10 protein-coding genes are annotated in these 13,425 nt (G+C 52.3%); 7 read left to right on the top strand and 3 right to left on the bottom strand.

Translation table 11 applies throughout. From position 1 onward, the window contains the following. Positions 1-15 precede the first annotated feature (15 nt). The 4 genes from CA13_RS07120 (at position 16) to CA13_RS07105 (ending at position 5,325) form a co-directional block, all read left to right on the top strand. On the top strand, positions 16-1,260 hold the full coding sequence (locus tag CA13_RS07120; protein ID WP_146395242.1) for a DUF1501 domain-containing protein: 1,245 nt from the start codon (positions 16-18) through the stop codon (positions 1,258-1,260). 143 nt (positions 1,261-1,403) lie between these two features. Continuing rightward, positions 1,404-2,573, top strand: a complete 1,170-nt coding sequence (locus CA13_RS07115; RefSeq protein ID WP_146395241.1) for an alpha/beta hydrolase — start codon at positions 1,404-1,406, stop codon at positions 2,571-2,573. Positions 2,574-3,061: 488 nt separating this feature from the next. Then, positions 3,062-4,639: an OprO/OprP family phosphate-selective porin gene (locus CA13_RS07110; RefSeq protein WP_146395240.1), complete on the top strand. Its 1,578-nt coding sequence runs from the start codon at positions 3,062-3,064 to the stop codon at positions 4,637-4,639. Between the two features lie 80 nt (positions 4,640-4,719). Continuing rightward, a complete protein-coding gene (locus tag CA13_RS07105) occupies positions 4,720-5,325 on the top strand; it encodes a hypothetical protein (RefSeq protein WP_419194031.1) in 606 nt (201 codons plus the stop codon). 141 nt (positions 5,326-5,466) lie between these two features. On the opposite strand, the gene CA13_RS07100 is transcribed toward CA13_RS07105, so the two are convergent. Then, a complete protein-coding gene (locus CA13_RS07100) occupies positions 5,467-5,958 on the bottom strand; it encodes a magnesium-dependent phosphatase-1 (RefSeq protein WP_146403491.1) in 492 nt (163 codons plus the stop codon). A 256-nt stretch (positions 5,959-6,214) separates the two neighbouring features. Here CA13_RS07100 and CA13_RS07095 point away from each other — a divergent pair, with 256 nt between their 5' ends. After that, positions 6,215-7,180: a DMT family transporter gene (locus CA13_RS07095; protein WP_146395239.1), complete on the top strand. Its 966-nt coding sequence runs from the start codon at positions 6,215-6,217 to the stop codon at positions 7,178-7,180. A gap of 169 nt (positions 7,181-7,349) precedes the next feature. Here CA13_RS07095 and CA13_RS07090 read toward each other — a convergent pair whose 3' ends face one another. Continuing rightward, complete coding sequence (locus tag CA13_RS07090; RefSeq protein ID WP_146395238.1) at positions 7,350-9,581, bottom strand: ABC transporter permease; 2,232 nt, start codon at positions 9,579-9,581, stop codon at positions 7,350-7,352. Then, a complete protein-coding gene (locus tag CA13_RS07085; RefSeq protein WP_146395237.1) occupies positions 9,578-10,714 on the bottom strand; it encodes an HlyD family secretion protein in 1,137 nt (378 codons plus the stop codon). Before CA13_RS07085 ends, CA13_RS07090 begins: the two co-directional genes overlap by 4 nt. A gap of 1,190 nt (positions 10,715-11,904) precedes the next feature. On the opposite strand from CA13_RS07085, the gene CA13_RS07080 reads away from it, so the two are divergent. Together CA13_RS07080 and CA13_RS07075 are read left to right on the top strand one after the other, a co-directional pair. Beyond that, on the top strand, positions 11,905-12,207 hold the full coding sequence (locus tag CA13_RS07080; protein WP_146395236.1) for a BON domain-containing protein: 303 nt from the start codon (positions 11,905-11,907) through the stop codon (positions 12,205-12,207). A gap of 697 nt (positions 12,208-12,904) precedes the next feature. Next, a complete protein-coding gene (locus CA13_RS07075; RefSeq protein ID WP_146395235.1) occupies positions 12,905-13,396 on the top strand; it encodes a bacterioferritin in 492 nt (163 codons plus the stop codon). Positions 13,397-13,425: the final 29 nt, after the last annotated feature.

Genomic DNA, 13,425 nt, shown 5'->3' with positions numbered 1-13,425 from the left:
AACGAGAAATTTGCTATGTCACATTCACGTCGTGATTTTTTGAAATCGGTGGTTGGCACTTCCACCTTGGTCTCGCTTTCGCCTGCGATGCCCACGTTCATGCAGCAATCGGCACTGGCGGCCGGTGCGAGTGAACCATCATCGGATACGGTGCTTGTTGTCGTGCAACTTTCTGGGGGCAACGATGGGCTCAATACGGTCGTTCCCTATTCGAACGACATTTACGCACGCAGTCGATCGACGCTTCGTTTGACGGCTAGTGATGTACACCCGATCGACTCGGATCTTGGCTTCCATCCCGAAATGCCGCTGTTCTCGCGACTGTTCAAAGACGGGCAAATGATGGTCGTTCAAGGTGTTGGTTATCCAAATTCAAATCGCGGCCATGACGAAGCCTTGCGAGATTGGCATACCGCGCGTCCCGGTCAGGCCGCATGTCAAACCGGGTGGCTAGGCCGTGCGATTGACCACGCCGAACGCCCCGACGAGCCTTCGGTTCCTGCCACGCTGGTGGCTCCAATCCCAATGCCGTTGGCACTAGGAACGCAACGAGCGGTCGTTCCGTCGGTCCGCTCAGCGGAAAAATGGACTCTGCGAACGGATGAGAGTCAACGAAAAGGTCTGTTAGAAGCAGCCAAACAATCGGCCACAGATAGTGACAATCCGCTCGCCCACTATGTCCAGCAAAGTTCTTTGGCCGCTCACGCAACCAGTCATCAAGTGGCCGAAGTACTACGTACCACCGACCGGCAAGACGAATACCCTTCGTTCTCACTTGCTAAACAATTCAAGACGATTTCGGAATTGATCCGTGCTGATCTTGGCGTGCGGATCTTCTTTGCCGAACTTGGCGGAGGTGGGATAGGCGGCTTTGATAATCATGCGAACCAACGGGACAATCACGCGGCGCTGTTACGTGAACTATCCATCTCGGTCGCCGCATTCGTTGACGATTTGAATCGTGCGAAGCTGCTCGATCGCGTGCTATTGATGAGTTTTTCGGAGTTTGGCCGAACTCTCTCCGAGAACGGGCGACGCGGCACGGGGCACGGGGCTGCCGCTCCGGTGTTTCTAGCGGGCGGACGTCTCAAGGGGGGCCTGTTCGGTGAACATCCCGATCTAGCCGATTTGAAGGAAGACGCACCACGCCACCATACCGATTACCGACAAGTCTATGCCACCGCGCTTGAACGTTGGCTCGGTTTCCCAAGTGAGCCAGTGCTAGGGGCAAGCTACAAAGCATTGGACCTATTCGTCTAACCGGCATCGATCAGCTACGTGACACGGTGGAACGTGGAAAACACACGACAATCCGAGTGTACGCAACTATCATTGGTTGTGTGCCATGACGTCAGCGTCAATCGGGTGTGCGTTCGAATCGATAATTGAAAGGGAACCGGACAATGCTACATGCAATCAAACGGCTAACCGCAATCAAACGGCTAACCGCGATCAAATGTCTTGCCCTTGTCCTTGCCCTTGTCCAATCGAGCCTGCGAATATTCGTAGGGTGCTGCCTGCTTAGTGTGCCTGTTCTATCCGTGGCAGCTGACGAAGAGCCGATTGTGGAGGAACGTCTGCAAAATTTGCTCAAGCGATTTCCAGGTGCCGACACAAACAAAGACGGCATCTTAACACGCGAGGAAGTTCGTGCTTACCAGATTCGATATCGCGAAAATCTGAAAAAAGGGTTCGCGAGGAATAGTGACACAACACGCGGCGCGATCCAACCAACCTACGCGGATGTAAAGTACGGCGAGCACGAACGAAACGTACTCGATTTTTATCAAGCATCATCTGACGAGCCAACGCCATTGGTGATCTACATTCATGGCGGAGGTTTCGTCGGTGGCAACAAACACGTCCCCCCGGATAGGCTAAACGGTTTCTTGGATGCTGGTATCAGTGTTGGTGCGATTCACTACCGTTTTGTGGACGGAAAAGAGGTGCTCTTTCCCACGCCGCAACAGGATGGTGCTCGCGCATTGCAGTTCCTGCGAAGCAAAGCGGAGCAATGGAATATCGATGCGCAGCGAGTTGCCTGTTTTGGCAGTTCCGCCGGTGCGGGAATCTCGATGTGGATCGGCTTTCATGACGATCTTGCCGATCCAATGAGTGATGATCCAATCAAACGCCAATCCACTCGCATTCAGGCCATCGGTACGTTTGGTGGTCAAAGTACCTATGACCCGATCAAAATCAAATCGTTGATTGGTGGTCGAGCTTGGCAGCATCCGTCGATTTTCAAAGTATACGGAATGACGACCGCGGATGAGGTGCTCCATCCGACTCCTGAAAAACAGAGACTCTACGATGAGTCATCAGCCATTACTCATTTGACGAAAGACGACCCGGCAATCTATATGGTCTACAGTGAAGCGGATGGACCGCTTCCTGATAATGCGCGGCCTGGCCAGGGTATTCATCACCCGAATTTTGGCCGAGACCTCAAGTCAAAAATGGACGAACTTGATGTCGAAAATATCTTTGTGTACACCCGCGATGCCGGCGGCCGAGACATCAATTCGGAAATGCGGGAGTTCTTTCAGAGGCAATTCGAGAAAGTGAAATAGACCATCCAGACTTGTATGTGGCCTTGAACACGCGAGCTAAGTATCTAGCGCCTATTCGATTTGGACGGCCAAGGTAACGCAGCAAGGCTTTTCGCAGGGTCCTATTGTCTTCTTTGGACCGCAGTTTGGTCCACGTTCGGGGCTTTGGGTGGTTTCGAAAAGCCGTGAATTTTCACTGAAAAAAACTCGGAAATTAATAAACCTTCCATTTCGGTCTGCAGTACAGGGTCTGGTTAATCCGGTTTTTCCGAATCAATGGTTGCGTTCTATGAAGACGAGGAAAATTCCTTGCCTTGTGCCTTGCAAACGAGGCGAGGATTTCCGATTGGGAATAACGGGGGAAGAAATGGATTCTTCCGAGTTTGAATAAACTCCTGAGACTCTCCGGTGGCATGCCCGGTTTACAGGCGGGCACGACCATCCGGACAAGACGGTCCATTGGTGTAAAACGCCAGATTAACATTTTTTAAGCCAGGGACGGTCCACTAATGTATTCCCTCTTTACATCCGCCCGCAGGCGGACCCTATGCGGACTCATTTATACTTCAACATTCATTTGCTTTAGCGCATCGGCCGAAGCTGATCAATTGGAGTCGTATCTCCATTCAGCTTACGAAGTCGAGTCGGCAAACGTGCCAATCGCACAACCCTATCTAGGCGAGTCGTATCCGCAAGGCATGCTGATCAACGAATCGCTTAGCGAACCCACCGAAGCTGAAACGGACACGGAAGACGCCGACGAATCCGAGGACGATGGTAGTGATATCACGAAGCTTTCGGAAAAAATCGAAGCCTTCGGGGAAGATCTTGACGGTTTCGAAAAGTCACTTGAAAAAGTTGAAAAGCTCGCCGGGAACAAGAGCATTGTCGTCAGCAACACCAGTAAGGCGACGATGAAGATCAGCGGACGTATTCACGTCGATGGTTGGGGGTTTGATACTAACGAAGATCCAGCAATCAACCAGTTCAACGGTGGTTCCGACCCCGACAATCGACTGGGCTTTCGTCGCTTGCGATTGGCTGCCTCTGGCAAGATCAAAGACAACATGAAATACAAGTTGGAATTGGAAATGGCCGGCGCAAACAAGTCGGAGTTCCGCGACGCCTATATCGGATGGAGCAATTTGCCGATTTTTCAAGAAGTCTTACTGGGAAATCAAAAACGTCCCTTTGGCTTGGATCACTTGAATAGCTCTCGTTACAACGTTTTCATCGAGCGTCCGTTTGTGATCGAAGCGTTTAATGAAGACGCACGCCGATTGGGATTGCAATCCTACGGTATCACGGATGACTTGGCTTGGAATTGGCGATACGGGGTTTTCAATCAACGCAATATTCAGGATGAAGGTAACTACACGGGCGACCATTTGCAGTTGCAAGTTGCCGGACGATTGGCCAATACAATTTGGTACGATGAAACAAGCAATGGACGCGGTTACGCCCACTGGGCCATTTCGGGTTCACACGCCGATGTTAGCACCGATGCGGTATCGGAATCCCGCTTCCGCACCCGCCCAGAAGCTCGGACCGAGAGTACGCGGTGGCTCGATACCGGACAAATCGCTGGTGCAGACTACTACAATCTGATCGGACTCGAAGGCGTTGTGAACTTGGGGGCGTTGCAAATCGTCGGCGAGTACCAAAGCAACTGGGTCGAGCGTGATGGAGCCGAAGACGTTCGTCTGGACGGTGGCTACATCTATGCCAGCTACTTCTTGACGGGGGAGCATATGCCCTGGGAGCGTAAGTCGGGAACGATTGGTCGTGTCGTTCCGTTCCAGAATTTCTGGATGGTTGACTCCGCTAATTGTGGACGTGCGGCTGGTTGGGGAGCGTGGCAACTTGCTGCTCGATATTCAAAGGCTGATTTCTCCGATGAGGACATCTTTGGTGGCGAAGGCGAGGCACTTACCATTGGCATGAACTGGCACTGGAACACAAACGCGCGGATGCAGTTCAACTACATCACTGGTGACATTTCCAACAGCACGGTTGGTAATCGGATGGGAGCTCCTGTCTCGGGTGAATACGATGTCTATGGTGCTCGATTTTTGGTTGACTTTTAAGCCGACCTTTGACTTTTTTGCCGAACCCCGGTGGGGTTTGGCACCATCGCATATTGATCAACCGAAAAAAGGATTTTCCGATGAAACGCATTATTCCATTAGGATTGTTGGGTTTGGCGACGTTGCTGACCCTTTCGACTAGCACCGCAAGTGCTTTCGGCCCCTGCTGCTGCTTCTGCGAAGAGGGACGCTGTCAGGTCAAAGTCGAAAAGGAAGAAGTGGAGACAACGAAATTTGTTGTTGAATGTGAAACCATTTGCATCCCGCCACTACGATTCCCCTGGGAATGTGGTCCGCTGAAAAAATGCGGCAAGGTGCGGACGATTAAAAAGCTAGGGACTGAAAAAGGCAAGAAGACCGTTTGTGTTTACGATTGGAGTGCACTGCACTGCTGCCCATCCTGTTACAGCAAAGTACGCGGTGGCTGTGGATGTGATAGCGGATGCGATTCCTATTCCTGTTGTGCTCAGGCGGACGTCCCAGCGTCTAATGACGTGCGTGCAGTGGCGCTGGCGGATGCCGCCAAAGCCGCCGTTGACTTCGCAGCTCGATTTCCCGAGGTCTCCGTGGCAGCGATCGGAGCGATCCAATCGGCTAAACCCGATTCGGATGGTTGGGTCACGCTCAGTAATCACGAAGAGGTTGCAGTCGCCTCGGACGTCGAATTGATCGAAGTTTCGCGGTAAGTCGCCGAACGGCTTTTGCCGTGAACTATTCAAAAAGAGCCTGGCGTTTGCCAGGCTCTTTGCGTTTCGGGATGACTCTTCAGCTCACATGTCGGCAGCCGCAGCAAAAGAATGGAAGCGAGTGCGGCGGTTTGGGCGATCCTAAAACGCTTCGGCGAATTGCTGGCAACCGTCCCGAAAGAGCGCCTCGGTCAATCCGTCGGCAACGTGAATACTGGTCACGCCAAGCTGTGAAACTTCGCTAATGTTTCGCATTTCATCATCAAAGAAGAGCATCTTCTCAAATGGAATGCCGCTCGATTCTTGAAGTGCTGCGAAATGTTTCAACTTCGTTGTCGGGTAGATCTCGGCGAACGAAAACCGATTGGTAATTTCGAGTAGATCTAGCAACATTTGCGCCCACCTCGGCTGCTCCGTTCGTGATGCCACGGCAATGGGGACACGCCCTCGCTTGCATTCGTCAAGAATCATTGCAACGTCATCGTATAGTCGGACCATGCGCCCCGTTCGGTCGGTGACTTTTCCGCCGCGTAAACCAAATGGTGGCGACAAACAGTCACACCACGTTCCGTCGCAGTCCCATAGAGTGAAGTCGAGATCAAAGACGATGAGTTTTGGATAGGATTCGTTCATACCCAAGGTTACGAATCGTTAGAAAGCAACGCAACTAGGTATCCAAATGTCGTGTCGGAATGTCTTTACCGGGAAGAATCGAACCGTACGGTAGGGAGAGCTGGCATGATTCATGCGTTTCTTGTTGCGTTTTTTCTTACCCGCACTCGCCCGCTGGATTTACTGACACAGCTTCGCTACAAACCGGGCTCATCGAATTCGTTTTTTGACGATGCTTGATCCGCCGGTCCTGTTACCCTTTTGCGATTGAATTACATTGAACCGTTTCGTTTTTGGCGTTTTATCGCTCGTTGGAGTGGTGACGGTTTGGTCCGGTTGGGCGATCGCGTCACGCTGGGGTTTGACGCATTCGTCGCTCGGGCCGATGGAATTGATGTTGCTTAGGTTCGTGTTCGCGGGCGTCGTGATGGCTCCCGTCTTATGGCGTATCGGGTTGGGGGGGCTGCGGCTGCGGACCTGCTTTCTGCTAGGTCTTGCTGCCGGACCGGGCTATACGGCTTTGACTTATACCGGACTTTCGTTTGCTCCTGCAACGCACGGTTCGGCGCTTACCGCTGGGATGCTGCCGCTATTCACGATCTTACTGGGGGCAGCGGTCGGTATTACGAAAGTGACGCCGGTTCGTGTGGTGGGTTTGTCCTTCATGGTACTGGCAACGTTCTTTTTTTTCCTCGATGGCGTTGAACCGTCACGAGGCCAAGCTTGGATCGGCGACTTGTTGCTGTTGGGTGGTCCGTTGATGTGGGCGATCTATACGGTTCGAGTTCAGCAATTGGGCGTAGATGCACTTCGAGCGACATCGATCGTTTCCGTATTCGGTCTGATTCTCTATCTCCCCATCTATATGATTTTCGGTGATGCTCAACGTCTTTTGGACGCAGGAGCCGGCACGCTTGCTGTACAGGGCATCTTTCATGGTTGGATCGTCGTCGTCGGTTCGTTGACACTTTTTACCTACGCCGTTCGTTCGCTTGGCGGTGCGATCACGACGCTGGCGACAGCGACGGTTCCCGGTATCACAGCCGTCGCCGCTGCGATTCTTCTAAACGAAGCTTTTACAACGACATCGCTGATGGGTGTGACGCTTGATGCGACTGGTTTGGTTTGTGTCGCGATAGCCATGATGAGAGCGGCACAAGTGACGGCGGATGTGGAAGAGTCACCATCCATTCCGACGACAGGTTTTGCCAGCCAACCTGCGATCGCAATGGACAAGTGCTGATTCGATTTCCCGCTCTCGATGGTTGGCCGCGTGTTTGCTTTGCTTCCACCGGTTGCGCCCGATCTGTCCGTTGAATGCGCCCAGTCCGTTGAATGCGCCCAGTCCGTTGAATGCGCCCAGTCCGTTGAATGCGCCCAGTCCGTTGAATGCAATGCTCGACGATGCCATTCTAAACGCGAAGGCGTTTCTGGAATCGGGCAATGCTAAGTGCCATGACGACCACGCCACAAATGGTAAGGCCAATGACCCATGGCATCAGGTCAATGAAGTCGGCACCACGCAAAACGACGCCGCGAAGTATCTCGATATAGTAGGTCACTGGAATCATGAACGTGACCAAATAGATCGGCAATGGCATTTCACTCCGCGGAAAAACGAAGCCCGAAAGCAAGACCGATGGCAGCATGATAATGAACGCAAATTGGATCGCTTCGAGTTGTGTCTTTGCGATCGTAGACACGAGTAATCCGAGAGCGAGCGAGCAAACCATGAACAACATCGACAGGGCAAGTAATAGCGATATGCTGCCACGGATGTCGACGCCAAACACATAGATCATGACGACCATCACGGTCAAAAAGGAGACAAACCCGACCAAGGCATACGGCAATAGTTTTCCCAGTAGTAGCCCCGTACGGCCGACGGGAGTCACAAATAGCTGCTCCAACGTACCGAGTTCGCGTTCGCGGACGATGGCAAACGACGTTAGGAATAGCGTTACCAATTGCAGGATGATCCCGACCAAGCCAGGGACAAAGAAGTGGGAGCTTTCCAAATCAGGGTTATAGAGCATTCGCGTCCGAACTTCGATTGGCAGCACGCCTTTTCCTGACTCGCTCCGAGCGGGGGCCAATTGCATCGCGTCCTCTTTTGCCCTCGCCAATTGGATCGACAAATTCATGCCTAGTAGCTGCGCGGTGCTCTGAGCCGTCGTCGCGACTTGGGAATCGCTTCCATCAATGAGTACTTGCAGACGCGTTTGTTCGCCTCGGAGTAGTTGGTCGACATAATTCGGAGGAATGCGGATTCCGACTTTGGCTCGTCCCGACGACATCGCACGCTGAAAGGATTCGTCATCGGTTGCGTACGAGACGATTCGAAAACGACGCGTATTTTCAAACGCCGATGTCAACTCTCGAGACAATTGTCGGCCATCAAGGTTAAACACGACCGTTGGGATGTTCTCGATCTGAGTGTCAATGGCATACCCGAAGATGGTCGTCTGTATCGCAGGGATAACCAGCATGAAGAAAAGCGTCGTCGGCTGGCGGCGGATATGGACGAGTTCCTTGAGCAAGACTGCCCAAAGACCTGTGTAGGTACCACGATACGATGGATTTTCTATCGCTGTCGCATCGTCGGGGATCTCTTCCGCAGATTCGTGGAAAGTTGGTTCCGTCGCGATGGCGGGTTCGGTCGTGAGCTGGGTTGCGTTCTCGTTGGCTTGATCGGGATCCTGTGGGGTTTGTTTTTCTGCGTTGTTGGTCAACGTCACAAAAACATCTTCTAAGCTTGGGGCGATTTCGCGTGTGTCTTCTGCACTAGGCTGACCGATTTGGCGAAGAACGTCACCGGGTGATCGCGTTTGATCCATTAGTAGATGAATCGTTTCACCGAAAAGCGTTGCGTCATGGACTTCGGGCAACTGTCGCAGTGAGGCGAGGTGCTGGGCTGGGCTAGGTAGACGAATCTCATACCGCTGCGTGCCCGCTGGGTTCACTTCGGGCAGCTGTTTCAATTCGTGAGGCTTTCCAAGTACCAGAAGTCGTGACTGATAGATGTAGCCAACTTCGGTGCATCGTTCCGCTTCGTCCATATAGTGGGTGGTGACGAACAGGGTCACGCCGCGACCGGATAGCTCGAACAGCAAATCCCACAAGTGACGCCGAGCGACAGGGTCAATGCCAGCAGTGGGCTCGTCCAAGAACAAAACTTCGGGCTCATGTATCAGCGAACAGGCCAGCGCTAAGCGTTGTTTCCAACCACCCGACAGCGTGTCGGCTAGCTGTGGTAGTCGGTCGTCGAGCCCCGTCAGGCTGAGTACTTCATCGCGCCGCTTCGCCAAACATTGCTGGTCAAGTCCATAGACGCGTCCGTAGAAATCGAGATTCTCCCTGACCGATAAGTCGCCATAAAGACTGAATTGTTGCGACATATATCCGACCCGTGGCTTGATCCGTTCGGCGCCGGTTCGCACATCCAGGCCAAGCACACTAGCACGACCACCACTGGGCGGAAGAATCCCGAGCAACATGCGGATAATGGTGGACTTGCCGCTGCCGTTCGGGCCGAGCAGTCCGAAAATCGACCCGCGTGATACTTGGAAACTGACGTCGTGAACGGCCACCAATGAGCCGAAGCTGCGCGATAGCGATCGGACGTCAATGATTGGTGGATTCATTCTCCATCACCCATTGAATCCAACCAAACATCGGCCATCATCCCCGGTCGAAGGTAGTCACGCTGATCTTCAATGGACACTTTGATGCGGTAGACTTGTTTGGATCGTTCCTCCAATGTTTGGACATTGCTTGGCGTGAACTCGGCTTGCCGGGCAATGAATGTGATCGTACCGCTGAATGGTTCGGAGGGATAACTGTCGACAGTCACACGTACTTGCTGCCCAACTTTCATACCAATGCGATTTTGCGGAACATACGCGCGCACCCAAAGATTGTTCTTGTCCAGCATCGATAACACGGGCGCTCCCGACGCAACCATGTCCCCCGGTTGAAGATCGAGTGCTTCGACGATTCCATCGATGGGACTTCTGATGCTAAGTTCCTGTTTCTGTTGTCGAAGTGCATCCAATGCAGCTTGGGCGGAATCGCGAGCCGCTTTGGCTTGTTCAATTTCCTCGCTACGGTAGCCTTGCTGCATCAGTTGCCAAGCTTGACGCGCTTCTTCTACTCGGGCTGTTGCCTCTTGCAATTCCTCTTTTCGGGTGCCGGCAAGCAGTAGATTCAGCTCTTGTTGACGCACAACCACATTTGACGAGGCGGCATCGAGCGACTCATTCGCATTGTCGATTTCCTGTTTTGAAGCAGCGTTTTCGCGGACAAGCCTTGTCAGTCGGTCCGAGGTTTGCTGCGCGAGTTTATGTTGAACCCTGGCCATCGAAAGTCGACCCCGTGCCGCTTCGATTTCCTCTGTCCGAGGTCCCTCGGTCAATAAGTCGAGCCGTGCCTGCAATTGGTCAATCCTTGCCTGAGCCTGCGCCTTCTCTTGGTCACGAAAGCCAGCAGAGAACCGTTTGAACTCGGCCTCGCGAGCGGCCAGAGAAAACACTCGCTGCGATTCTCGCTCTAGTAAATCAAACGGTTCGAGTTCAACAAGAACGGTGCCTTGCTTGACCGTTTGGCCTTCTACTACCAAGACACGTGCGACACGCCCCCCGACGCGTGAACCCAACCTTATCTCGTCAGATTCAATGTACCCCGATACAACCGCTGGCTTTGGGGTCCATTTGCTGTAGTACACGAGACCCAAGAGAGCGACGACAATCAACGTCAGAACGAGGACCCGTTTTGTCATACTGCTAAATCTCGTTGAAATACCGTGACCAGAACGCACATTCTAGCAGCAAACACGGGCAAACAGCAAACACAGCATGCTTCGTGGAGTTGATTCGAAAATCATCGTAGGTGGTGTCAAATTGTTCCGACGCTATTCATTGCAGACAGGCGTTGTTGAGGAATTTCGCGAATGAGTGTCGCAGCACTGACGCGCGAACCCTCGTCCAATCCACAACGTCACGAATGGCCGATGGCAGGATTTATATTAGCACATGGCTTCCTACACCGCCGTCCATCGCACAGCTAACGCAATTTGTTGTAACCACTTTGGGCCTGCAGCGAATGAGTGCGGCAAACGTCAACTTTCTGTGTACTCCGGTGCGTGTTGCCGCAACCATGGTCCGCCATGATTGTAGTTGATTGCACTACTGGATTTCCCATTGGAGGAATCGCGATCATGATGAGAAACGGAACTAACGATACGGTGAATCCTGCGGAACAACCTTAGTCGGCTGAGCAGTCATGCTTCTCGCTTTGGGGCACTTCGTATAGGCTACGTGAATTGGCCGGACACGGCACACGGATTGCTGTAGTATGCTAGTTTGTGTGCCTGAGCAGATAAGCACAGTTGTGACGTGTCGAATAGGATGGCAGATGCGTGTTGTAGGACGGGGTGTCCAGGTTCGAGAGGTGGCGTACTTAACGGCTGCGTACCAATTTCACCTGACACTCCCTCCTACCACACCCGAATGAGTCGCCAAGATTGGTTATGCGATGTTCATAGGATAATCGCTGATTTTGTGCCTATATCGGCCTAAAAGTGTTCGCCAAATATGCTCTCCGGCAGCGGAAGAAGTCGTGCTGGCAAACACCGACGTGCGCTCGGTAATTGCCGACGTGCGCTCGGTAATTGCCAACGTGCGCTCGGTAATTGCCAACGTGCGCTCGGTGATAGACTGAGAAGTCGGCTAGATCGAAGCATTGGTTGTCGCTTTCTACTTTTCATTTCGTCGCGTCGACGAGCTTTCATCGACAAGTCCAGTAATGCTACTGTGCTATCCATGTGTGCGGATGCGGACGATTGCAGCGCCGCAACCACTCGAAACATGTAGGAAACGGGGATGGGCTGTTTCGGTATGTACATTGCAGCGTTTTGATCGCTGTCGCTTTTCTATAGACCAGAGTTTCTCTTCCAAATTGGTTTCATTGATGAATGCTTTAATCGAATATCGCCACGTGGGTGGCGAAACAGGGTTTGTGGTTGATAAACGTGCTGCTGGTCGGATTGATCAAGACGTTCGCGCTAAGTTGGAATCAGCTCACCAACCGGCATTGAGAGCAGTATCGTGCGAATTTCGACAAGGCGTTCTTCAACTTCGTGGTCGCGTCGATTCCTTCTATCTAAAACAGTTGGCGCAGGAGCAAGTTCGGCGTGTCGATGGAGTGACCAGCATCATCAACAATATTTATGTTGTTGGTCCAGCAAATCTTGATAAGAACGCGCCGGACTGAGTGGCGGAACCTTTACGCCAGTGGCCATTATCGAAATGCCAATTGAGTTTGCGGAAAGGCTTTTGATGACGCGCGTGCTTTCACAGCATCTTGAGACCCGATGTAGGCCCCCAATAGGCAAGGTGGAACTTAGCCGATCAGGGTTCGAGATTTTCGTCAACTTCGAATTTTGGGGTAGCGGGACTCGTCATGAGTTTCGATTTGCACCGTGAATCGCTGAAAGTATTGACGACTTTCGCTGCGCCGCCAATCTTGGGATTTAGTTTGGACGAAGCTCAAGGTAGGCAGTTTGATTCGCGAAAACCATGATCAAAAAGACTTTTGTTGCGCGCTTTGCAGTTGTCACTCCGATGGGTGGGGATGCGATATTCCCCTCGTCGCGATTGCCTGTTTACATTCAATTTAGTACCTCGTTCGCACAGCCGTGTGTCGGCTGATTTTGTTCGCATCGGAAGGACATTGAGGCAAGAATAATGGACCGTGTCTTCGTTTTCCGTTGTCGTGCAATTCGTTTAATCGGAGCATCGATGTGTTGTCGCGCGTTTCGCGAATTCGTATAGCAATGTCCCAATTGCAAATTGAACCGGCCTCGACATCGTCATCGATGCAAAATATGCTTTGCCACTGAAGATATTCAACCATGTCCTGTTTCCAAGTCGAACCTCACTAATCATTTTTAAAACAAAGGACCCGAGTTATGAGTCACAAACAGACGTTAAAGAATTTGCAATCCGCAGTTTCGATGGAGTTAACCGCGATGCATCAGTACCAACTGCATGCGAGCGTTCTTGACGATTGGGGAATGGACCTGCTTGCAACGAAGATGCGAGAAGAAATGCAGGAGGAACTCGGGCATTCGGACGAGTTCATTTCGCGCATCATCTTCCTTAAGGGTGAGCCCGATCTAACGCTCCAAAAGACGCCTGTACGCGCCGGATCACTCAAGGAAATGTTCGAGCTAGACCTTGCTGACGAACAAGAAGCGATTCAGTTCTACACGGCGTCGGCAAAGCAGGCAGCGGACGAGAATGATTTAGGTTCACGCATGCTTTTTGAACGTATCGCGCTCGACGAAGAAGGGCACATCGGATGGCTTGAATTGCAACTTGACTTGCTCCAGCGAATGGGAGAGCCAGCCTACATTTCCAAGCACATTTCTGCACCGGGCGATGTCGGCGACGCTTCGTAGACAGTTGCAAGCCTTAAGGACAAAGGGAC

The sequence above is a fragment of the Novipirellula herctigrandis genome (assembly GCA_007859835.1).
Lineage (GTDB): Bacteria > Planctomycetota > Planctomycetia > Pirellulales > Pirellulaceae > Novipirellula_A > Novipirellula_A herctigrandis.
The sequence above is the reverse complement of the archived record's forward strand: the minus strand, read 5'-3'. Positions and strand labels throughout refer to the sequence as shown.

Excerpts from the sequence above, each read along its gene's own strand:
- CA13_RS07080 (WP_146395236.1), top strand. The coding sequence starts at position 11,905 with ATGAATGCTTTAATCGAATATCGCCACGTGGGTGGCGAAACAGGGTTT.
- CA13_RS07105 (WP_419194031.1), top strand. The coding sequence starts at position 4,720 with ATGAAACGCATTATTCCATTAGGATTGTTGGGTTTGGCGACGTTGCTG.
- CA13_RS07075 (WP_146395235.1), top strand. The coding sequence starts at position 12,905 with ATGAGTCACAAACAGACGTTAAAGAATTTGCAATCCGCAGTTTCGATG.
- CA13_RS07115 (WP_146395241.1), top strand. The coding sequence starts at position 1,404 with ATGCTACATGCAATCAAACGGCTAACCGCAATCAAACGGCTAACCGCG.
- CA13_RS07110 (WP_146395240.1), top strand. The coding sequence starts at position 3,062 with ATGTATTCCCTCTTTACATCCGCCCGCAGGCGGACCCTATGCGGACTC.
- CA13_RS07100 (WP_146403491.1), bottom strand. The coding sequence starts at position 5,958 with ATGAACGAATCCTATCCAAAACTCATCGTCTTTGATCTCGACTTCACT.
- CA13_RS07120 (WP_146395242.1), top strand. The coding sequence starts at position 16 with ATGTCACATTCACGTCGTGATTTTTTGAAATCGGTGGTTGGCACTTCC.
- CA13_RS07085 (WP_146395237.1), bottom strand. The coding sequence starts at position 10,714 with ATGACAAAACGGGTCCTCGTTCTGACGTTGATTGTCGTCGCTCTCTTG.
- CA13_RS07090 (WP_146395238.1), bottom strand. The coding sequence starts at position 9,581 with ATGAATCCACCAATCATTGACGTCCGATCGCTATCGCGCAGCTTCGGC.